The 20556-nt window shown below is 69.4% G+C and carries 19 protein-coding genes and 1 riboswitch; of the genes, 12 read left to right on the plus strand and 7 right to left on the minus strand.

The window, feature by feature from the left end; genetic code table 11:
• Positions 1–130 precede the first annotated feature (130 nt).
• The 6 genes from VFX14_10630 to VFX14_10655 all read left to right on the plus strand — a co-directional run bounded on the left by VFX14_10630 (position 131) and on the right by VFX14_10655 (position 7052).
• A complete protein-coding gene (locus tag VFX14_10630) occupies positions 131–1261 on the plus strand; it encodes a TRAP transporter substrate-binding protein (protein HEU5190134.1) in 1131 nt (376 codons plus the stop codon).
• 147 nt (positions 1262–1408) lie between these two features.
• A complete protein-coding gene (locus VFX14_10635; protein HEU5190135.1) occupies positions 1409–1993 on the plus strand; it encodes a TRAP transporter small permease subunit in 585 nt (194 codons plus the stop codon).
• The gene (locus VFX14_10640; GenBank protein ID HEU5190136.1) at positions 1990–3309 is read left to right on the plus strand and encodes a TRAP transporter large permease subunit; all 1320 of its coding nucleotides are present in this window, start codon (positions 1990–1992) and stop codon (positions 3307–3309) included. The genes VFX14_10635 and VFX14_10640 overlap by 4 nt, the downstream gene beginning before the upstream one ends.
• 37 nt (positions 3310–3346) lie before the next feature.
• A complete protein-coding gene (locus tag VFX14_10645; GenBank protein ID HEU5190137.1) occupies positions 3347–4474 on the plus strand; it encodes a TRAP transporter substrate-binding protein in 1128 nt (375 codons plus the stop codon).
• Positions 4475–4611: 137 nt separating this feature from the next.
• A complete protein-coding gene (gene mgtE / locus VFX14_10650; GenBank protein HEU5190138.1) occupies positions 4612–5976 on the plus strand; it encodes a magnesium transporter in 1365 nt (454 codons plus the stop codon).
• A 95-nt stretch (positions 5977–6071) separates the two neighbouring features.
• Positions 6072–7052 (plus strand): peptidyl-alpha-hydroxyglycine alpha-amidating lyase family protein, encoded by a 981-nt coding sequence (locus tag VFX14_10655; protein ID HEU5190139.1) that lies wholly within the window; start codon positions 6072–6074, stop codon positions 7050–7052.
• Positions 7053–7069: 17 nt separating this feature from the next.
• Here VFX14_10655 and VFX14_10660 read toward each other — a convergent pair whose 3' ends face one another.
• Positions 7070–7309, minus strand: coding sequence for a glutaredoxin domain-containing protein (locus tag VFX14_10660; GenBank protein HEU5190140.1), 240 nt, complete (start codon positions 7307–7309; stop codon positions 7070–7072).
• Positions 7306–8148: a hypothetical protein gene (locus VFX14_10665; protein HEU5190141.1), complete on the minus strand. Its 843-nt coding sequence runs from the start codon at positions 8146–8148 to the stop codon at positions 7306–7308. Before VFX14_10665 ends, VFX14_10660 begins: the two co-directional genes overlap by 4 nt.
• Before the next feature lie 70 nt (positions 8149–8218).
• Between VFX14_10665 and VFX14_10670 the strand changes: the two genes are divergently transcribed.
• Genes VFX14_10670 through VFX14_10680 form a run of 3 tightly spaced genes read left to right on the plus strand, consistent with a single transcriptional unit; the run spans position 8219 to position 10152 of the window.
• Positions 8219–8491 carry an HU family DNA-binding protein gene (locus VFX14_10670; GenBank protein HEU5190142.1) on the plus strand — a complete coding sequence of 91 codons (273 nt, stop codon included), beginning with the start codon at positions 8219–8221 and terminating at the stop codon, positions 8489–8491.
• Between the two features lie 46 nt (positions 8492–8537).
• The gene (locus VFX14_10675; protein HEU5190143.1) at positions 8538–9452 is read left to right on the plus strand and encodes a D-alanyl-D-alanine carboxypeptidase family protein; all 915 of its coding nucleotides are present in this window, start codon (positions 8538–8540) and stop codon (positions 9450–9452) included.
• 34 nt (positions 9453–9486) lie between these two features.
• Positions 9487–10152, plus strand: a complete 666-nt coding sequence (locus VFX14_10680) for a haloacid dehalogenase type II (protein ID HEU5190144.1) — start codon at positions 9487–9489, stop codon at positions 10150–10152.
• Positions 10153–10257: 105 nt separating this feature from the next.
• Here the strand turns inward: VFX14_10680 and VFX14_10685 are convergent, their stop codons facing one another.
• The 4 genes from VFX14_10685 to ggt all read right to left on the minus strand — a co-directional run bounded on the left by VFX14_10685 (position 10258) and on the right by ggt (position 14166).
• On the minus strand, positions 10258–10416 hold the full coding sequence (locus VFX14_10685) for a hypothetical protein (protein HEU5190145.1): 159 nt from the start codon (positions 10414–10416) through the stop codon (positions 10258–10260).
• Positions 10417–10598: 182 nt separating this feature from the next.
• The gene (locus VFX14_10690; protein ID HEU5190146.1) at positions 10599–11744 is read right to left on the minus strand and encodes an LLM class flavin-dependent oxidoreductase; all 1146 of its coding nucleotides are present in this window, start codon (positions 11742–11744) and stop codon (positions 10599–10601) included.
• Entirely contained in the window at positions 11741–12532 is a 792-nt protein-coding gene (locus VFX14_10695; GenBank protein ID HEU5190147.1) for an SDR family NAD(P)-dependent oxidoreductase, read from the minus strand. Before VFX14_10695 ends, VFX14_10690 begins: the two co-directional genes overlap by 4 nt.
• Positions 12533–12534: 2 nt before the next feature.
• Complete coding sequence (gene ggt, locus VFX14_10700; GenBank protein ID HEU5190148.1) at positions 12535–14166, minus strand: gamma-glutamyltransferase; 1632 nt, start codon at positions 14164–14166, stop codon at positions 12535–12537.
• 119 nt (positions 14167–14285) lie between these two features.
• Here ggt and VFX14_10705 point away from each other — a divergent pair, with 119 nt between their 5' ends.
• Positions 14286–15050, plus strand: a complete 765-nt coding sequence (locus tag VFX14_10705) for a class I SAM-dependent methyltransferase (protein ID HEU5190149.1) — start codon at positions 14286–14288, stop codon at positions 15048–15050.
• Entirely contained in the window at positions 15047–15427 is a 381-nt protein-coding gene (locus tag VFX14_10710) for a pyridoxamine 5'-phosphate oxidase family protein (GenBank protein HEU5190150.1), read from the plus strand. Before VFX14_10705 ends, VFX14_10710 begins: the two co-directional genes overlap by 4 nt.
• On the opposite strand, the gene VFX14_10715 is transcribed toward VFX14_10710, so the two are convergent.
• Positions 15414–18647, minus strand: coding sequence for a GAF domain-containing protein (locus VFX14_10715; GenBank protein HEU5190151.1), 3234 nt, complete (start codon positions 18645–18647; stop codon positions 15414–15416). The genes VFX14_10710 and VFX14_10715 overlap by 14 nt on opposite strands.
• Before the next feature lie 141 nt (positions 18648–18788).
• A riboswitch (TPP riboswitch) is annotated at positions 18789–18905 on the plus strand.
• Here VFX14_10715 and thiC point away from each other — a divergent pair.
• A complete protein-coding gene (thiC, locus tag VFX14_10720; protein ID HEU5190152.1) occupies positions 18894–20555 on the plus strand; it encodes a phosphomethylpyrimidine synthase ThiC in 1662 nt (553 codons plus the stop codon). It overlaps the preceding riboswitch by 12 nt.
• The last annotated feature ends 1 nt before the right edge of the window (position 20556 follow it).

Raw genomic sequence — 20556 nt, forward strand, 5'->3', positions numbered from 1 at the left:
GGGCAATCGCAAGGGCCCGCACTTGGGCATTGACAGCGACCCGAGGTCTCCCTAGAATCGCGCCACTTTTCGGAATCGCGTCGCTTTTCGCTCGTCCGCTCCCAAACCGGCCCACAACGGAGGGATCGACATGCGAACCATTTCCACCCGCCTCGCCCTCACCCTGCTGGTCCTCGTCGGCGTCCTTGCGTTCGTCGCCGGCTGGTACAGCACACCGGCGCCGGCCACCGCGCAGGCCCCGATCCGGTGGAAGATGCAGACCGCCTGGCCGCTGGGCGTCTTCCCCGACGACGCCGCCAAGCTACTGGTGGCCACGATCGAGAAGACCTCCGGCGGACGCCTCAAGATCGAGGTCTCGCCCGCGGGCGCGGTGGTGCCGCCCTTCGAGATCCAGGACGCGGTGAGCCGTGGCGTGCTGGACGCCGGGCACACCACGCCGGGCTACATCATCGGCAAGCTGGCCGCCTTCATTCCGCTCACCCACGGTCCTCTGTTTGGGATGGACTTCATCGACTACTACGGCTGGTACTGGGAGGGCGGCGGGCACGAGCTCCTCCAGGAGGCATACCAGCAGCGCCTCAAGATGAACGTGGTGAGCTTCCAGGTCCATCCCGAAGGGCCCCAGGCGATGGGCTGGTTCAAGAAGGAGATCCGTACCTTCAACGACATCAAGGGGCAGCGCTACCGCATCTTCGGCATCGGCGCGGAGACCTACAGCAAGCTCGGCATCGCCACCGTGACGCTGCCCGGCGGTGAGATCGTGCCCGCGCTCGAGCGGGGCGCGATCGACGGCGCGGAGTGGGTGAACTGCTCCGACGACAAGATCCTCGGCATCGACAAGATCGCCAAGTACCACTACGCCCCGGGCATGCACGAGCCCGTGACGGTGGGCGAGTTCATCATCAACAAGGCGAAGTGGGACGCGCTCCCGGCCGACCTGAAGGAGATCGTCAAGGTGTCGGTGCAGGCCTCCTACTGGAACCACTTCGTCCGCTTCCAGGAAAAGACCGCGAAAGCGTGCGTGGACATGCTCGCGGCCGGGGTCAAGATCATCAAGACGTCGGACGAGCTGAACCGGAGCTTCCTCAAGGCGTACGACGAGATCCAGAACAGTAACGCGAACAAGGACGACTTCTATAAGAAGGTCACCGACTCGCAGAAGAAGTACTCCAGCCTCGTCGTCCCCTATCGCCTGTCGTACTGGCCCAACTACAACTTCATCGCGGAGCACTACTACAAGGACAAGATCTGGCTGAAGTAGCCCGACCGTAAGGCGGATTCCCCCGGATGGCGGGACGGGGTCACCGTCCCGCCGTCCAGGGATCCGTCGGGCCACTCTGCCGATCCCCGGGACCCCCACTTCCTTGAGTTCGGCACTCAGACTCCACGAACAGAACGGAGGGTCCTCGTGGCGATTGCCGAAGCGCAAGCACACGACCACCGTGAAGTCTCGGCGGGCTTTCGGAACGCCGTGGCCGTCATCGACCGCTTCGCCGACTACGTCGGCCGCGCCGTCGCCTGGCTCATCATCCCCATGACGGTGGCCGTCACCTGGGAGGTGGTGTCGCGCCATTTCTTCCGGGCGCCCACCATCTGGGCCTTCGACACCGTGTACATGCTCTACGGCACGCACTTCATGCTCGGGACCGGGTACACCCTCATGCGGATCGGGCACGTGCGCACCGACATGCTCTACTCGCGCTGGTCGATCCGGAAGCAGAGCCGGATCGACGCCATCGGGTACTTCTTCTTCTTCTTTCCGGCGATGCTCGCCCTCTTCTACTTCGGCTGGCAGGAAGCCTACCACGCCTTCCAGATCGGAGAGACGTCGGACGCGAGCCCCTGGCGCCCTATCGTGTGGCCCTTCAAGTTCGTCATCCCGGCCACCGCGCTGTTGCTCCTGATCCAGGGCGTCGCCGAGCTCCTCAAGGACATCTACGCCATCCGGACCGGCCGCGAGTGGGTGCATCGCGAGCAGATCGAAATCGGATGAGCCCCGAGCTCCTCGGCGGCATCATGCTCCTGGTCATGCTGGGGGCCATCTTCATCGGCTTCCCCATCGCGTTCACGCTGCTGCTGCTCGCGCTGATCTTCGGCTGGATCGGGCTCGGCGATCGCGCCTTCTACATCATGGTGTTCCAGACCATCGGCATCATGAAGGAGGAGGTGCTCGCCGCCGTCCCGTTATTCATCTTCATGGGCTATCTGATGGAGCAGGGCGGGCTCATGGACCGTCTGTTCAAGGGCTTCCAGCTCATGATGGGCCCGGTGCCCGGCTCTCTCTACGTGGGCGTGCTGATCACCGCGACCATCTTCGGCATCGCCGCCGGCACCGTGGGCGCCACCGTCGTGCTCATGGGCATCATGGCGGTGCCCATCATGACGAAGTCCGGCTACGACATTCGGATGTCCGCCGGGGCCATCACTGCGGGCGGCACCCTCGGCATCCTCGTCCCGCCCAGCGTCATGCTCGTGGTCATGGGCCCGGTCATGGGGGTCTCCGTCGCGGAGCTCTACGCCTCGTGCTTCGGGCCCGGCTTCCTCCTCGCCGGCATCTTCATCGTCTATTGCGTCATCCGCAGCCTCATCAACCCGAGGCTCGGGCCTCCCCTGCCCCGGGAGGAGCGGACGGGGAGCCTCAAGGAGATCGTCATCGAGCTGACGATGGGGATGCTGCCGCACGCCATCCTCATCATCGCCACCCTGGGCACCATCATCTGGGGCTGGGCGACGCCCACCGAGGCGGCGGCCATGGGCGTGGTGGGCGCGGCCTTCCTCGCCGTCGTGTATCGCGAATTCACGTGGCGGCGGCTCAAGGACGCCGTCTACAACACGATCCTCCAATCCAGCACCGTCATCTTCCTCGCCGTCTGCGGCAACGTGTTCGGTGCGGTGTTCTCGCGGCTCGGGACGGCGAAGGTCGCCACCGATGCCCTCCTCTCCTGGGACATCCCGCCGGTGGCCATGCTCACGCTCATCATGGTGGTCATCTTCCTGCTGGGCTGGCCGTTCGAGTGGCCGGCCATCGTCCTGGTCTTCGTCCCCCTCATGCAGCCGGTCATCGCCTCGATGAAGATCGACATGCTGTGGTTCGCCACCCTCATCGCGGTGAATCTCCAGACCGCGTTCCTCTCGCCGCCGGTGGCGATGTCCGCGTACTACCTCAAGGGCGTGGCGCCGCAGTGGTCGCTGGGCGACATCTACCACGGCATGGGCCAGTTCATGATCCTGCAGCTCATCGGTCTCGGGCTGTGCATCGTCTTCCCCGAGATCTCGCTCTGGTTCCCGCGCTTCCTGTTCGGCAAGTGACATCGGCTCGGTACGTGACACCGAAGGAGGACACGCCATGAGGCATCGGACCATCGTCATCGCCTGGATCGCGTTCGCCCTCCCCGCCCTCATCCTCGCCGCAGCGGTCTGGCGAGGCCCCGGCGACGCCGCCGCGCAGCAGAAGATCGTCTGGAAGGTGCAGAGCGCGTGGCCGGCCAACAACCTCCTGCACATCTCCGCCGTCGAGCTGGCGAAAATGGTGGAGGACATGTCGGGCGGCCGGCTCAAGTGGGAGATGACCGCCGCCGGCACCATCGTCCCCGCCTTCGAGATCCTGGACGCGGTGAACCGCGGCATCATCGATGCCAGCCACGCCTGGCCCGGCTACTGGGCGGGCAAGAATTCCGCGGCCGGCCTCTTCGCGCCCGGGCCCGGCGGGCCCTTCGGCATGGACCGCGAGGAGTACCTCGGCTGGCTCTTCGCGGGCGGCGGGCTCGAGCTCTACAACGAGCTCCTGCAGAAGGAGCTGAAGATGAACGTGGTGGTGCCCGTCTTCACCACCAGTCTGCCGTACTGGGAGCCGCTCGGCTGGTTCAAGCGGCCGTTCGCGAGCCTCGACGATCTCCGCAAGATGCGGTTCCGCACCTCCGGCCTCGGGATGGAGATGATGAAGACGATGGGCGTGTCGGTGGTGACCCTCGCCGGCGGCGAGGTCATCCCCGCGCTGGAGCGGGGCGCCATCGAGGGCGCGGAGTGGGCCGTGCCCAGTCACGACATCCTCATGGGCTTCCACAACGTGTCGAAGAACTACTACATGCCCGACCTGCGCCAGCCCGCCTCTTATCAGGAAGTGCTCATCAACAAGGCCAAGTGGGACGCGCTCCCCAAGGATCTCCAGGCCATCGTGAAGTGGGCGGGCATGGCCGAGATCACCCGCATGACCGCGTACAGCGTGGATCAGGACAGCAAGGCCATCGAGGAGCTCGAGAAGAAGCACGGCGTGAAAGTGCTCAAGACACCCGACGACGTGCTCAAGGCCCAGCTCCCCGCCATCGACAGGGTGTACGAGGCCGAGGCGCAGAAGAACCCGTTCTTCGCCAAGGTCCTCAAGTCGCAGAAGGACTTCGCCGCCCGCGCGGTGCCGCACGCGCAGAAGATCCGCCCCCCGATCGAGATGGTCGTGGCCCACTACTGGAAGAAGTAGCGTGTTCCCTCTTGACCGCCCGTCGTCCGAGGGTGCACGCTGCGCCCTGGGCCCGAGCGGCCCGACATCTCCTCGCGCGACCCCCGGACTCCGCGAGGCGCTGCCCAGGGCACCGCCGACAGGAAGGGGGATCCGTCATGGACGAGCGCCGTCTGAGGAAGCAGGACACCGCGGGCGTCGTGGTCGCGCTCGAGGGCGCGCACGACGTGGACGTGGCCGCGGCCCTGAACGCGATCCCCCCCGAGGCCGCGGCCCGCGTGCTGGGCGCGCTGCCCTTCGACCTGGCGGTGCGCGCGCTCAACCAGCCCGTGCTGGACCGCCGGGCGCGCCTGTTCGAGCATCTCCCCATCGACCGCGCGGCCGCCCTGGTCGCCGCGATGTCCGACGATCAACGCGCCGATCTCTTCCGCGAGCTGCCCGGGCCGGTGCGCGCGCGCCTTCTCCCCGCCATCGACCCCGCCACCAAGGAGTCGCTTCGGGCCATCCTCGGGTATCCGGCGACCACCGCGGGCGGCATCATGACCACCGAGCACGTGGAGGCGCCCGGCGACTGGACGGCCGGGCGCGCCCTGGCGCAGATCCGCGCGGTCGGGCATCCCCACCGGCCCGTCTATGCCGTCTACGTGCTGGATCCCCTCGACCGACGGCTCGTGCACGTGGTCACGCTGCGCGAGCTCGTCCTGGCGAATCCCGACCAGGCCCTGCTGGAGATCGGCGACCGGCGGACGCCGGTGACGGTGGGTCCGTGGACGGACCGCGAGGAGGCCGCGCGCCTCATCGCGCGCTACGACCTCCTCGCCGTCCCGGTGGTGGACGAGGGCGGGCACATCCTCGGCATCGTCACCGTCGACGACATGATCGACACGATGATCAAGGAGCAGACCGAGGATCTGCACAAGCTGGGCGGCGTCGAGAACCTGGACGAGCCCTACACGCGCATCAGCTTCGGCGCCATGATCAAGAAGCGGGCGGGCTGGCTCTGCGCGCTGTTCCTCAGCGAGATGCTCACCGCCACCGCCATGCAGCACTTCGAGGGCGAGCTGAGCCGCGCCATCGTGCTCACCCTCTTCATTCCGCTCGTCATGAGCTCGGGGGGCAACTCGGGCTCGCAGGCCACCTCGCTCATCATCCGCGCCCTCGCCCTCAACGAGATCGGCCTGCGCGACTGGTGGCGCATCGTGCTCCGCGAGCTGCCCGCCGGCTTCACCCTCGGCTCCATCCTCGGCGTGATCGGCATCGCCCGCATCGCCGTCTGGCAGCTGCTGGGCGTGTACGACTACGGGGCGCACTGGCCGCTCGTCGCCGCCACGGTGGGCCTGGCCCTGGTCGGCGTGGTGATGTTCGGCTCGCTCGCCGGCTCCATGCTGCCGTTCCTGCTCCGTCGCAGCGGCTTCGATCCCGCGAGCGCGTCGGCGCCGTTCGTGGCCACCCTGGTGGACGTCACCGGGCTCATCATCTACTTCACCGTGGCGTATCTCGTGCTGCGCGGCACCCTGCTCTAGGGCGTCCTCGAGCCCCTTGACGGGGCGGTGGCCGTCCTCGATAGTCGGACCCGCGCCGCATGCCCATCGAAGGGGCCGGCGCGGGGAGGTCAGCGATGGCGCAGACGGCGCGGCGATACGATGTGGTCCCGGGCTGGGAGCAGCTTCCCGCCGGCTACGTGCACCGGGACGTGGCGGGCGTGGCGGTGGACGGCGAGGACCGCGTCTACCTGATCTGCCGGGGCGATCACCCCATCATCGCCTATGACCAGAAGGGCAACTTCATCCGGTCGTGGGGCGAGGGCCAGTTCACCTATCGGACCCACGGCATCACCGTGGCGCCCAACGGCACCTTGTTCTGCACCGATGACGGCAACCACACCATCCGGCAGTTCACGCCGGAGGGCAAGCTGCTGCTGACGCTCGGGATCATGAACACCCCCTCCGACACCGGCTACGACGGCAAGGACTACATGACGATCACGCGGCCGGCGGGGCCATTCAACCGCCCCACCAACATCGCCGTCGGTCCGCGGGGGCACCTGTACGTCTCCGACGGCTACGGGAACTGCCGCGTGCACCGCTTCTCGCCCACCGGCACGCTCGAGCGCTCCTGGGGCGAGCCGGGCACGGGCCCCGGCCAGTTCTACTTGCCCCACGGCATCGCCGTCCACGCGGACGGGCGGGTGTTCGTGTGCGATCGTGAGAGCGACCGCATCCAGATCTTCAACCCCGACGGCGAGTACCTCGCGGAGTGGACGGACACGCAGCGGCCTACCCACATCGTGTTCGACGCCGAGGGGCGCGCCTACGTCTCCGAGCTTTGGTGGCACCCCGGCGACATCTCGCGACGCCACGGGCCAACCACGGCGGCCAAGCCCGCGCGGCTCAGCGTCTTCGATCCCGAGGGCCGGGTGCTCGCGCGCTGGGGCACCGCGGATGCCACCGCGGCGGGGAGCTTCGCGGCGCCGCACGGGCTCGCAGTGGATTCCCGCGGGGACATCTACGTGAGCGAGGTGACGTGGACCTTCGCGGTGAGTCGCGGCCGCGCCCCCGCCGACACGCACACGTTCCAGAAGTTCGCGCTTCAGCGCTAGCCGCGCGCCAGGTCCGGTTAGTCGCGGACGAGGGCCTCGATCTCGTCCTTGTGGGCGCCGAAGCCCAGGAAGACGCGCTCGCCGATGACGACGGCGGGCACCGCGAGCCGGCCGATGCGCTTGAAGAGGTCAAGGCTCGCGTCCGGGTCCTTGCCCACGTCGCGCACGTCGACCGCGACACCGCGCGCCTGCAGATAGGCGAGGGCCGCCTCGCCGTCGGCGTTGCCCTGCATCGTAAAGAGCAGGGCGCGCTTCACTCGGGACGGTTGACCAGCCCGGGGTCGACGAAGCGGAAGTCGCCGGTCGCCGCCCATCCCGGTGCGACCGAGGCGAGGAGGAGATCGCGGAAGGCGGCGACGCGATCCGCGGGCAGATCGGCGCGGCTCTCGAGCAGCGCGGCCAGGCCCTCGGGGTCGTCATAGGCGCGCCGGCTCACCGCCGCCACGTGGTTGAAGAAGCGGCGCACGCGCCGGTCCATCTGGTCCTCGGAGAACGCCTGCATCACCCGCGCGAGGGCGTCCGCCACCGCCGAGTCGAGCTTGAGGAAGCCGGAGAAGTTCATCGCGCAGTAGGTGATGCCGTCGGGGCCGTCCAGGTGCTCGGTGTTGAGCATGATCACCACGCGACCTGACAGCGGGGGCAGCAGCGGGGGGTCGTAGCGGCCTTCCAGGTAGAACACGCGGCGCCCGTCTTCCGAGAGGATCGGCTTCATGAGGCCCCGGACCCCGCGCCCGTCGTCGGCCTCGTAGACGTCCCCCACCCGCCGCACACGGTACTTGCCCTCGCGCAGGATACGGGCCACGTCGGAGGCGAAGTCGGGATGGTCGAGCAGGTAGTCGAAGACGGGTTTGTGGCTGCGGAACGTGATGTCCCGCACCTCGCGCGCGACCGCGGCCCCCTTCACCACCTCGCGTACCCGCTCGTAGTCCTGCAGCTCGAGCCGGTCCCAGGGAATGTCGCGCTCGCGGCTCATCTCGTGCAGCGTGACCCTCATCTCCTGCGCGCGCGCCGGAAGCGCGCCGAGGAGCACCCCCAGCGCGACGCCGGCCGCCGCGATCGTCCGCGCGCGCACCCGCATGATGTCCCACGATACCATCGCTGCCTTGACCCTCCAACCGCGACTCTGCTATTCTCCGAACCCCGCGAGCGGGAAAGGAGTTCCGTGCATGATCCGTTCGGACATCGTGAGCGCGATGGCGGCCTCCACCGGCTGGACCAAAGCCGCTTCCGATCGCGCGCTGCGCGCCTTGCTCGCCTCGATCCGCACCTCCCTCAAGCGCGGGCAATCCGTCACGCTCGTGGGCTTCGGCACCTTCTGCGTCAGCCGTCGCAAGCCGCGGCGGGGCAAGAACCCCCGCACCGGCCAGCCCATGGTGGTGGCGGCGGGGCGCACGCCCCGGTTCAAGCCGTCCAGGGAGCTCAAGCGCGCCATCCGCTAGGCTTTTCGCTTCACGCTCCCCGTTCTCCGCGTTAAGATTTCCTGCAGTGCCCCGACTCGTCACCATCGCCCTCAGCCTGGCCATCGTGCTCGCCGTCGCGACGGTCGTCCCGGCGGCGCCCCCCAACGGCCAGGCGCTCTCCTTGAGCGCGGCCTCCGTGCTCCTCCTCGACGCCGACGGCAAGGTCGTCTTCGCCAAGAATCCGGCGGAGGATCACGCGCCGGCGAGTCTCACCAAGCTCATGACCCTCTATCTCGCCTACGAGGACCTCGAGGCGGGCAAGATCGAGTGGGACGAGCCGGTGGGGGTCAGCCGCCGCGCCGCGGAGACCGCCCGCTATCGCATGGGGCTCCGCGCCGGTGAGTCGGTGCCGTTCAGCATCCTGATGGAGGGCGTGGCCATCGCCTCCGCCAACGACGCCGCCTGCGCGGTGGCCGAGCGCCTCGCCGGCAACGAGGAGGCCTTCGTACACCGCATGAACGAGAAGGCCCAGCTCATGGGGCTGGCCGGCACGCGCTTCGCGAATCCCCACGGGCTGCCCGATCCCCTCCAGCGCACGACCGCGCAGGACATGGCCGCTCTCATCGGCCACCTCGTCACCGACTACCCCGCCTCGCGAACCGTCCTCGGAGGCAAGACCTTCGTGTACCGCGGGCGCGTCTATCAGCGCCGCATCCCGCTCTTCGACGACCCGGGCGGGGTGCAGGCGCTCAAGACCGGCTTCACCAACGAGGCCGGCTACAACCTGGCCATCGCGGCCTGGCGGGCCGGGCAGCGCTTTCTGCTGATCGTGCTGGGCTCGCACACCCGCAGCCAGTCCTTCCGCGACGCGCGCAAGGTCCTGCAGTACGGCTTTGTCGCCAACGGCCTCGACATCGGCGACGAGCCACCGCGCCGCCAGGTGACGCCGACGCGTCGCGGCCCGCGGCGCTCGAGCGCGTCGATCCCCTCCGCGGGCTAGACGAGGACCGGGCGGCCGGGGCAGAATCACGCCCATGGCCATGCCCCGCGCGTTCCTGTTCGACGCCTACGGCACGCTGTTCGACGTTCACACCGTGGTGGAGGCAGGCCGGAGCGTCACCGACGATCCCCAGGCGCTCTCCAACCTCTGGCGCCAGAAACAGCTCGAATACACGTGGCTCCGCTCGCTCATGGGCCGCTACGTGGATTTCTGGGAAGTCACGCGCGCCGCGCTGTCCTTCGCGCTGCGCCGGCTCGGGCTGCGGCCGAGCCCCGCGCAGGGGGATGCCCTCATGGCGGCCTATCTCACGCTCGGCACCTTCCCGGAGGTGCGGCTGGCGCTCGCGCACCTGGCCCCCGCGCCGCTCGGCATCCTCTCGAACGGCTCGCCCATGATGCTGGAGGCCGCGGTCCGCTCGGCCGGGCTCGAAGGCGTGTTCCAGCATGTCCTCTCGGTGGACGAGGTGAAGTGCTACAAGCCCTCGCCGAAGGTCTACGAGCTGGGACCCCGCGCCTTCGGCGTCGCGGCGGGCGAGATCCTCTTCGTGTCGTCCAACGCGTGGGACATCGCCGGCGCGGGCGCCTTCGGCTACCGCACGTGCTGGTGCAATCGGCTGGGGGTGCCCATGGAGGGCCTCGAGGTCACGCCGGACGTCGAGGTGGAGCGGCTGGACCAGATTCCCGAGCGTGTCGGCCTCTAGCCGCCGGGGTGCCCCGGCGGGCGGGGCGGAGCACGTCAAGCGGCCGCGTGATCCTGGAGGCGCCGGGCAGAGCCTGGAAATGGATCCGGTCGGGAGCGCGCCGCCTTACTTCTTCGCGAGCTTCTTCCGCTTCACGTAGGCCCAGATCTTCTTCGTCATCTCCGAGGGCCCGATGGGCGACGAGCCCATCACGGACTCCATCGTGTCGCTGCAGCCCTTGAAATTGATCGCGTAACCGCCGAACGCCTTTTTCCCTTTCGCCATGCTCCGTCCTCCCTCCGAGTGATGTGGCCGCGAGTGTTGGGATGTGCCGCCCGGCGCCTCCCGATCCGGCCGAGGGTATTATCGCGAGACCACGAGGGAGCGCAAGGGGAAAATACAATCCCTGGGGGGTCCACCACGAGGGGAAAACTACCGGGAGGGGGTATACCCCCCAGGGGCTCGGGCTACCGGCGCCCCCTGAACGCCGGCATCACGTCGCGTGCGAACCAGGCGAGCTGCTCCTTGAACTCCTTCGGCCCCATGCCCTCCGCCCAGTGGATCATCATCTGGTCGAGGCCGGGGTACTTGGCCTCGAAGTACTTGATCCCCTCGATGATCTGTTTGGGCGGGCCACACAGCCACGCCTTCTGCTCGACGCCGTCGCGGATGCTGGGAATGCGTGTCGGCGCGCCCGGCGTGCCCCACGGACGCCCCTCGGCGTCGGCGTAGCGCACGAAGCCGAACGGGGCGAACCACTTGTAGCGCTCGTCGTGGTAGGGCTCCACCCGGCGGATCGCCTCCTCCGGCGTGTCGGCAAGATAGAGGCCGACGCCCCAGCAGAGATCTTCACCAAGCGTCAGCTTCCTGCCGGCTTTGGCGGCCTCCGCCTGATACGTGCGCGCGACCTCGTCCCAGATCTTCTCGCCATTGAGCGTCACCATGCCCTTGATGCCGCGCTGGGCGATGTAGGGCAGCGTCTTGCCGGAGGCGATGGGCTGCCAGAGCTCCACCGGCCGGTGGATGGGTCGCGGCACCATCGTGACTTCCTTGAGCGTGTAGCCCCGATACTCGACGGGCGGCGGAATCGTGTAGTGCTTGCCCCGGTGCGAGAACGACTCCTGGTTGATGGCCTTGAGGAGCACCTCCATCTGCTCCTCGAACAGCTCCTGATTGGCCTTGTTGTCCAGCATGGGCGCGCCGAAGCTCTCGACCTCTCTGGTGTGATATCCCCGCCCGACGCCCATGATCACGCGGCCGTTCGTCATGATGTCGGCGGCGGCGTAGTCCTCGGCGAGCCGGATGGGATGCCACATGGGGAGGATGTTGAAGGCGCACCCGAACTTGAGCTGCTTGGTCTGCGTGGCCAGCCACGTGCCGAGGAGGATGAGGTTCGGGAACACCTCGTACCCTTCGTGCTGGAAGTGGTGCTCGGCCGTCCACAGGCAGTAGTAGCCCAGCGCGTCCATGTGCTGGGCCACGTCCTTGGCGGTATGGTACGCCTCGACCAGGCGCTCGTTCGAGTAGCGCCGATCGTTGGCGGGGGTGCCCTGGAGCCCGACGTTCTCGAGCTCGATCTGTCCCACGTACAGAACCGAGAATTTCGTGATCATTTGGCTCTCCAGCCTCCGTCTACCACCATGGCGTGTCCCGTGATGTACCCGGCCTCGTCCGAGGCCAGGTAGCAGACCGCGGAGGCGATGTCCTCGACGGTGCCTCGGCGTCCCACCGGCACCAGCCCGCGGATCTGATCGTCGTTGACGGTCACGCCGCGCCCGCTCATATCGGGCACGTCGGGGCCCAGGATCTGCTGCGAGTGCTGGCGCAGCCCCGTGAGGATGGGCCCGGGGCAGACGCAGTTGACGGTGATGCCGCGCGAGGAGTAGGTGACCGCCATCTGGCGCGTGAGGCCGACCACACCATGCTTCGCGGCGATGTAGGCCGCCCCGCCCCCGGTGCCGTTGAGCCCGGCCACCGAGGCCATGTTGACGATGCGGCCGCGGCCCCGGGGGAGCATCTCCGCAATCGCGCGCTTGCAGCCGAGGAAAACGCCCGTGAGGTCGATGTCGATGACCCGGCGCCACACCGCCTCGCTCATCTCGTCCACGTTGAAATAGCCGTCCAGAATCCCAGCATTGTTGACGATGATCTCGAGCGGCCCCAGCTCCTTCACCGCGGTGGTCACCAAGCGGTCCACGTCCTCGGCCCGGCTCGTGTCGGCCCGGACGGCGATGCCCCGCCCCGAGGCCTTGGCGATGAGCGCCGCCGTCTCCTTCGCCGTCGCCTCGTCGAGATCCGCCGCCGCCACCCGCGCGCCCAACGCGGCGAGGGCGAGCGCGATGCCCCGCCCAAGGCCCGAGCCGGCCCCGGTCACCACCGCCGTCCTGTCCTTGAGCGTCATGGCTAGATGGCGAGGGCGTAGCCGTCGCGCCGCGGATCGGCGCCGGCCATGAGCGCGCCCGACTCGGAGTCGCGCATGATGCCTTGCCCACCGCCCACGATCCATGACCAGTCGTCGATCACGTTGACCCGATGTCCGCGCTCCGCGAGCGCCGCGCGCGTCCCCTCGGCCAGCCGCGACTCCGCGTCGAGCTGACGGTCGGCGTACACGCGGATGCGTGGGGCCTCGATGGCCTCCTGCACGTTCAGCCCGAAGTCCACCGCGTTCATCAGCATCTGGGTCTGTGTCTGAAGGATGCCGTACGAACCCGGCGTGCCGATCGAGAGCGCGAAGGCGCCGTCGCGGAAGAGCTGGGTCGGCGACATCATGGTTCCCGCCTTCTTGCCCGGCCGCACCGCGTTGGGGGATGCGGGGTCGAGGTCCATCCATTTCAGGATGTTGTTCAGCACGAGCCCCGTGCCGGGAATGGCGAAGCCCGAGCCGAAGGGCCCGCCGAGCGTCTGCGTCACCGAGACCACGGTGCCCTCGGCGTCCGCGCACGCGAAGTGCGTGGTCTGATCGTGCATGAAGTCGGCGGGGTGCCCCTCGGAGATCTGGCCCATGCGCTGCTTGAGCGTGTGCCGCTCGCCCTCGCTCACACCCGCGCGCGCGGAATCGATGCGCGCGCGCTGCGACGCCGCGTAGGCCTTCGAAACCAGCCCGGCGATGGGGATCTTGGCCACGTCGTTGAGATAGGCGAAGGCGAGGCGGTCCGCCGAGGCGAGCTTGATCGCCTCGATCAGGTGGTGAAGGTGCTCGGGTGAGTTGTGGCCCCACTGCGCGACATCGAAGCCCTCCATGATGTTGAGGGTCTCCAGCATCTGGAAGGCGGAGAACGGCGGCGGCACCGAGGCGACCTCGTAGCCGCGGTAGGTGATCGTGACGGGCTGGCGCCATTCCGGCGCGAACTGCGCGAGATCCGTCTCGCTGAGCCAGCCCCCCGCCTCCTGCACCGCACGGGCGATGGCCTTCGCGATGGGGCCCTTGTAGAAGACCTCAGCGCCGCCCTCCGCGATCTGCCGGAACGTGCCGGCCAGCTCCTTGTACGTCACGATCTTGCCGGGCCGCGGCCCGCCGTTGCCCAGGTAGAGCCGCTGCGCCTCGGCAGAATGGGCGAGCGTCTCGCGCCCCTTGTCGAAGAAGGTGGTGTTCATCCAGGTCAGCGGCACGCCCTTCTCCGCGTACTCGATGGCGGGGCCGAGCACGCGCGGGCGCGGCATGCTCCCGAAGCGCCCGAGCGCCGTCATCCAGCCGCCGAGGTTGCCCGGCGTGGCGAAGGCCTTGGGCCCGCCGGCCAGCTCGGCCTCGGTGGCCTTGCCGGGATCGGCGGCGAGGGGCGCGGGGCCGATGAAGTCGAGCACGTGGCGCTCTCGCGTCTTCGCCCGCGAGATCAGCATGAGGCCGATGCCGCCCGCGCTCGACATGAAGGGCTCGACCACGTTGAGGGCCGCGCCGACGGCGACGGCGGCGTCCACCGCGTTCCCGCCCTCGAGCAACATGCGCGCGCCCGCCATGGACGCGAGGGGATGCGCGGACGTGACGGCGCCGCGAGTGCCCATGACGACGGGACGGTAGGCGTGGCGATGCGGGGGCATGTCGTCCTCCGATCAGGTGCCGAGGTTTCGAAAATGCGAAACGCGCGCGAGGTATGCCAATGGTAGGCTGTCGACCAGCGGATGCGCAAGGAGCCGCCGCGCCCGCGAGGGAGACGCGGATGTCCACCGCCTATGACGCCATCGGGCGCGGCTACGCCACGCGCCGCCGTCCCGATCCCCGCATCGCCGCGGCCATCCACCTGGCACTGGGGGACGCCCGCTCCGTGGTGAACGTGGGCGCGGGCGCCGGCTCCTACGAGCCCGGCGATCGGCCGGTCATCGCGGTCGAGCCTTCGCGAGAGATGATCCGTCAGCGGCCGCCCGGCGCGGCGCCCGTCCTGCGGGCCGCCGCCGAGGCGCTGCCCTTCCGAGAGGGGGCCTTCGATGCCGTGCTCGCCCTGCTGACGCTCCACCACTGGCATGATCGGGCGGCGGGTCTCGCCGAGCTCCTGCGGGTGGCGCGGCGCCGCGTCGTCATCCTCAACTGGGATCCCGTGGGACGGGACGCCTTCTGGCTGACGCGCGAGTACATTCCCGCGCTGGTCGAGCTGGACGCCGTCCTCTTTCCCACCGCCGCCGAGCTCGCGGCGGCGCTCGGTCCGCTGCACGTGATCCCCCTGCCCGTGCCGCACGATTGCGTCGACGGCTTCCTCGGCGCGTACTGGCGCCGGCCGGAGGCCTATCTGGACGCGGGGGTGCGGAACGCGATGTCGACGTTCGCGCGACTCGGGCCGGATGCGGCGCGATCGGTGGCCCAAGGGCTCGCCCGCCTGGCCGAGGATCTCGCGAGCGGCCGCTGGGAGGCGCGGTTCGGCCATCTGCGGGCCTTGCGCGAGCTCGACCTCGGCTATCGCCTCCTGGTCGCGGAGCGCGGGCGGCCGTGACGCCCGCCCTCGCCGAGGCGCTCCGGCGCGCGAGCTACATGTACGTCACGACGTACAGCAAGGCGGGGAAACCCGGCACGGTGCCGACCTGGCTCTGGCTCCACGACGGGTGCGTCTACTTCACGACGAAACGCGACAGCCTCAAGGCACGCCGTATCCGGGACAACGGCCGCGTCAGCGTGCGCGTGGGCAGGAAGGATGGGCCGGCCTTCGAGGGGCGCGCGGAGTGGGTGGACGACCGAGCTGACCTGGAAACGATGCTGCTCGCGACCTACAGGAAGAAGTATTGGCTACTCGTCCCGCTCTTCATGGGGCGCTACATCCGGAAGGGGCTGGCCGCGAAGACCAGCGTCCTGGTCCGGATCACGCCTGGCTGATCGCGGCGCCGACCTCGGCGGCGAGCCGCTTGAGGTCGAAGGGCTTGGTGAGGAAGCCGTCCGGGCGAACGCCCGCAGGCGCCTCCGCAGTGTCGCCCCAGCCCGTGAGCACCAGCACCGGGGTCGTCGCCCGCGATTCCTTGACCGAGCGCACGACGTCCCACCCGTTCAAATCCGGCATGCCGAGGTCGGTCATCACGAGGTCGAAGCGGCCGGCCGAGAACGCGAGCAGCCCCTCGCGGCCGCCGTGGGCCACCGTGACGGAGTGGCCGTGGGTAGTGAGCACCTCGGCGACGATCTCGAGCACGGAGGCCTCGTCGTCGATCACGAGGATCTTGCCCTTCCGCTCGAGAGGCGCCGCCACCGGCGCCACCGGCGGCGCCACGGCGGCCGCGGCGCCCGGGAGCCAGAACGACACGGTGGTGCCGATGCCCTCGGTGCTGTCCATCGAGATCTCGCCGCCGTGGCGCCGGATGGTGCCGTAGGCCACCGCGAGGCCGAGGCCGGTGCTCTTCACGCCCTTCGTGGTGAAGAAGGGCTCGAAGGCGCGCCGCTTCACGTCGGCGCCCATGCCGGTGCCGGAGTCGCTGATGGTCACGCCGACTCGGTTCTTGTCGGCCTGCGTCCGGATCACGATGCGGCCGCCGGACGGCATCGCGTCCACCGCGTTCAGGAGCAGGCTCGTCACGACCTCGCGGATCTCCGCGGCGCGGCCGGGCACGCGCGGCAGCGGCGCGGGGTCGTAGACGACCTCGATACGCGCGCCGCGAATCTGGGCCTCGTGCTCCCAGCGCGGCCGCGTGAGCTGGATGCCCTCGCCGATCACCGCGTCGAGGTCCACGGCGCCCACCACGTCGTCCTTGTCGGTGCGGCCGAAGGCCTGGATGCGCCGCACCGTCTCCGCCGCGTCCACCGCCGAGCGCTCGATGGTCCGGAGGCTGGCCACCAGGTCCTCCGGCGGCTTCTTCATGAGGATGAGCTGGGTGCGCCCCAGCACCACCGCCATCAGGTTGTTGAGATGGTGGGCGGCGCCTGCGGCCAGCTCGCCCACCGCGCGGAGGGTGGCGCCGCGCACCAGCGTCTCCTGGGCGGCTTTGAGATCATCGAGGGTGTGCCGGAGGTCGGTGACGAGGCGCGCATTGTCCATGGCGATGGCGGCCTGGCGGGCGAGCGCAGTGAGGAGGCGGATCTCGCGCTCCGCCGGACGGTGCGTCTCGTCCCAGTAGATGCCCACCGCGCCCAGGACGGTCTCGCGGCTCACCACGGGCACGGCGAGGACGGCGCGGTAGCCGAAGCGCTTGGCCATCTCGGCGAGGCTCGCCTTCTCCTGCACCTGGATGGAGTCGTAGCCGGGCGGCGGATCCCCGACGACGTCGGCGCTCCACACCGGCGCGCGCCGGGCCACCGCGGTTCCCACCGCCCCCTGCCCGACCAGGACCACGTAGCCCTTGTCCACCGGCATGCCGCGTACCGCGCGGGCGAGGAGGTGGTCGGCCTCCTGGTCCATCTCGAACACCACCGAGCGCTGCGCCCCCGTCAACTTGGTGGCGCTGTCGGCGATCGCGTCCAGCACCTCCTGGATGTCGAGCGTCGAGGCGAGGGTCTCGCCCACCGCGGAGAGCGTCTGCACCTCGGCGGCACGCTGCGCCGACTCCTCGTACTGCCGCGCGCGGTCGACGCCGAGGGCGACCTGGGCGCCCATCGTCATCGCGAGATCCTGATCGCCGGGCGTCCACACGCGCGGAGCGCGCGTCTCGTCGAGGGAGAGCGTGCCGATCACGCGGTCGCCCGAGATGAGCGGCACCACCAGGACGGAGCGGAGCCCGAAGGCCTCCACCCATGCCGGGGTGACCAGCCCCGAGCGCGATGCGTCGTCGATCACCACGGGCCGGCGGGTCCGCGCCGCCTCCGAGTCGGCGAGCATCTGCTGCACACCGGCCTCGGCGAGGGCCTTGAAGCGCCCCCACAGATCGTGGTCTACGTGCCCGTCAGCGAACTGGGCCATCACGGGCACGAGCCGGTCGCCCTGGAAGAGATTGATCGTGCAGCGCTCGGCGCCAAGGGCCTGCGCCACCTGCCGCGCCACCGCGCGCAGCAGCGGCCGGAGCTCGAGCGTGGAGGCGCACACCTGGGCGACCTCGAGGAGCGACGCCGTCTGGCGCGCGCGCTGGCGCTCGCCCTCCATGCCGCGCACGGTGCCGATGGCGAGCGCGGCCTGCTGCGCGAGGCCGACGATGACCGTCTCGTCTTTGTCGGTGAAGTGCGCGTGGCTGCGGCGGTAGGCCCAGAGGATCGCGGTGACCTTGCCCTCGCGGTCCAGGATGGGCGCGCCGATCATCGCGCGCGTCTCCTCCGCCCGCGCCCAGTCGTCCAGTACCGCGGAGCGGGAGAAGCGTGTGTCGGCGAGATAATCGTCGGTGCGCACCGCGCGCCGCTCCGCGAGGACGAGCCCGGCCATGCCGTCGCCGGCGACGAGGCGAACGCGCGGGAACTGGGCGGTGCGCGCGCCCTGCGTCACCACCGTCTCCGCGTCCTGGCTCGTGGGCTCCACCAGCGAGCAGAAAGCGCCGTCGGCGCGCAAGAGCTCGCGGGTCTCGCGCACCACGGTGCGCAGCGCGGTCTCGAGGTCGGGCGACGACAGGGTCTCGGAGGTGACGCGCTGGAATGCCTGGATCTCGGCGAGCCGCTCGAGGGCTTCCGCGTAGAGCCCCGCGTTCCGCACCGCGGTCGCCGCGGGCGCGGCCACTGCGGCGGCCAGCTTGACCTCCTCGGGGGAGAACTCGCGCCGCGCGCGCGTCATGCAGGCGATGATGCCGATGGGGCTCATGTCGAGGAGAATGGGCACGAGCAGGACGGAGCGGACGCCTTCGGCCTCGAACCAGCCGCGATTGCGCACGCGCGAGTCCGCGAGCACGTCCGGCACCACGAGCGGCTGCTGGCTTTCGAGCACGCTGCCCGCGAGTCCCTCGCCCATCCGGAAACGCTGCTGATACTCGACGTCCTGGCCGGAGGTGCCGGTCTCCGTGCGGAGGGTCAGCGTGCCCGCGCGGTCGCCGGCGAGCCAGATCCGGACGATGTCAACCCCGAGACGCGTCTGCGCGACGTCGGCGAGACGCTCGAGCACCTCGCCCAGGTCGAGGGTTGACGCGACGAGCCAGCTCGATTCGGCGAAGACCTCGAGCTCACGCGCGGCGGCCAGACGGGGTTCGTTCGCGGCCATGTGGTCTCGGCCCCCCGACCCCGACGGGACGCGCTGGGAGCCTTGAACTCACTATAGCCCGTCGCCCCCATTGTTCCGCGTCCTTCCTGGCCCCGGCGGCGCCCTTGACGGGCTCCGGGGGGCCGCGTACGATTCACGACGCAGATTCTGCGCGGGAGCTCGGCGGAGACACCGGGCTGAGAGGGCGGCAATCGGGCCGCCGACCGCCACAACCTGACCTGGGTAATGCCAGCGTAGGGAGGCCACATGAAGACTTACCTCTTTTCCCCTCACGACGCGTCATTGCGCGTCCCCGTCCGCGAGCTGTCCCTCACCAACGGCGAGCGGCTACGGCTCTACGACACCTCGGGGCCGTACACGGATCCCGACTTCACCCCCGATCTTAAGCAGGGGCTGCCCCCGCTCCGGCGCTCGTGGATCGAGGGCCGCGGCGACGTCGAGCCCGGCGCGGGCGGCCGGTGGGGCCTGCGCGCCCGGCCCGGCGGGCGCGTGACGCAGATGCACTACGCGCGGCGGGGCGAGATCACTTCCGAGATGGCGTTCGTGGCGGTGCGAGAGGGCATGGAGGCCGAGGTGGTGCGCGACGAGGTGGCCCGCGGGCGCGCCATCATCCCCTCCAATATCAATCATCCCGAGTCCGAGCCGATGATCATCGGCCGGCGCTTCCTCGTGAAGATCAACGCGAACATCGGGAACTCGGCGGTGGCGTCCTCGATCGAGGAGGAAGTGGACAAGATGACGTGGGCGACCCGCTGGGGCGCGGACACGATCATGGACCTCTCCACCGGCAAGAACATCCACGAGACGCGAGAGTGGATCCTCCGCAACTCCCCCGTCCCCATCGGCACCGTGCCCATCTATCAGGCTCTCGAGAAGGTGGGAGGCAAGGCCGAGGACCTCACCTGGGAGGTCTACCGCGACACCCTCATCGAGCAGGCCGAGCAGGGGGTGGACTACTTCACCATCCACGCCGGCGTGCTCCTCCGCTACGTGCCCCTCACCGCGAAGCGGGTGACCGGCATCGTGTCTCGCGGCGGGAGCATCATGGCGAAGTGGTGCCTCGCCCATCATCAGGAGAGCTTCCTCTACACGCGCTTCCGCGAGATCTGCGAGATCATGGCGGCCTACGACGTGGCCTTCTCGCTGGGTGACGGCCTCCGGCCCGGCTGCCAGGCCGACGCCAACGACGAGGCGCAGTTCGCGGAGCTGGACACGCTCGGCGAGCTCACCACGCTCGCGTGGGAGCAGGACTGCCAGGTGATGATCGAGGGGCCGGGGCACGTGCCCATGCACCTCATCAAGGAGAACATGGACCGGCAGCTCGCGACGTGCCACGAGGCGCCGTTCTACACCCTGGGCCCGCTCACCACGGATGTGGCTCCCGGCTACGATCACATCACGTCCGCCATCGGCGCGGCCATGATCGGCTGGTTGGGGACCGCGATGCTCTGCTACGTGACGCCCAAGGAGCATCTGGGGCTTCCCGACAAGCAGGACGTGAAGGACGGCGTGATCGCCTACAAGATCGCCGCGCACGCCGCGGACATCGCCAAGGGCCACCCGGGGGCCCGCGAGTGGGACGACGCGCTCTCGCGGGCGCGCTTCGAGTTCCGCTGGGAGGATCAGTTCAATCTCGCGCTGGATCCCGAGACGGCGCGGAAGTTCCACGACGAGACCCTGCCCGCGGAGGGCGCCAAGCTCGCCCACTTCTGCTCGATGTGCGGTCCGCACTTCTGCTCGATGAAGATCACCCAGGAGGTGCGCGATTTCGCGGCCAAGCAGGGCGCGGCCGGCGAAGCCGCCGATCCCGCCCCCGTGGATCCCAAGGCGATCGCCCAGGGCCTGCGCGAGAAGGCGGCGGAGTTCAAGCGCGCGGGCGGGGAGCTCTACGTGCGGCCGTCGCCCTAGG

The organism is Candidatus Methylomirabilota bacterium (assembly GCA_035764725.1).
In the GTDB taxonomy this organism is placed as follows: domain Bacteria; phylum Methylomirabilota; class Methylomirabilia; order Rokubacteriales; family CSP1-6; genus DASRWT01.

What these genes read in the sequence shown, in the direction of transcription:
- ggt (HEU5190148.1), bottom strand. Translation starts at nt 14,166, where the DNA reads ATGCCCCCGCATCGCCACGCCTACCGTCCCGTCGTCATGGGCACTCGC.
- VFX14_10695 (HEU5190147.1), bottom strand. Translation starts at nt 12,532, where the DNA reads ATGACGCTCAAGGACAGGACGGCGGTGGTGACCGGGGCCGGCTCGGGC.
- mgtE (HEU5190138.1), top strand. Translation starts at nt 4,612, where the DNA reads ATGGACGAGCGCCGTCTGAGGAAGCAGGACACCGCGGGCGTCGTGGTC.
- VFX14_10640 (HEU5190136.1), top strand. Translation starts at nt 1,990, where the DNA reads ATGAGCCCCGAGCTCCTCGGCGGCATCATGCTCCTGGTCATGCTGGGG.
- thiC (HEU5190152.1), top strand. Translation starts at nt 18,894, where the DNA reads ATGAAGACTTACCTCTTTTCCCCTCACGACGCGTCATTGCGCGTCCCC.
- VFX14_10705 (HEU5190149.1), top strand. Translation starts at nt 14,286, where the DNA reads ATGTCCACCGCCTATGACGCCATCGGGCGCGGCTACGCCACGCGCCGC.
- VFX14_10715 (HEU5190151.1), bottom strand. Translation starts at nt 18,647, where the DNA reads ATGGCCGCGAACGAACCCCGTCTGGCCGCCGCGCGTGAGCTCGAGGTC.
- VFX14_10630 (HEU5190134.1), top strand. Translation starts at nt 131, where the DNA reads ATGCGAACCATTTCCACCCGCCTCGCCCTCACCCTGCTGGTCCTCGTC.
- VFX14_10645 (HEU5190137.1), top strand. Translation starts at nt 3,347, where the DNA reads ATGAGGCATCGGACCATCGTCATCGCCTGGATCGCGTTCGCCCTCCCC.
- VFX14_10655 (HEU5190139.1), top strand. Translation starts at nt 6,072, where the DNA reads ATGGCGCAGACGGCGCGGCGATACGATGTGGTCCCGGGCTGGGAGCAG.
- VFX14_10670 (HEU5190142.1), top strand. Translation starts at nt 8,219, where the DNA reads ATGATCCGTTCGGACATCGTGAGCGCGATGGCGGCCTCCACCGGCTGG.
- VFX14_10685 (HEU5190145.1), bottom strand. Translation starts at nt 10,416, where the DNA reads ATGGCGAAAGGGAAAAAGGCGTTCGGCGGTTACGCGATCAATTTCAAG.
- VFX14_10680 (HEU5190144.1), top strand. Translation starts at nt 9,487, where the DNA reads ATGGCCATGCCCCGCGCGTTCCTGTTCGACGCCTACGGCACGCTGTTC.
- VFX14_10665 (HEU5190141.1), bottom strand. Translation starts at nt 8,148, where the DNA reads ATGGTATCGTGGGACATCATGCGGGTGCGCGCGCGGACGATCGCGGCG.
- VFX14_10690 (HEU5190146.1), bottom strand. Translation starts at nt 11,744, where the DNA reads ATGATCACGAAATTCTCGGTTCTGTACGTGGGACAGATCGAGCTCGAG.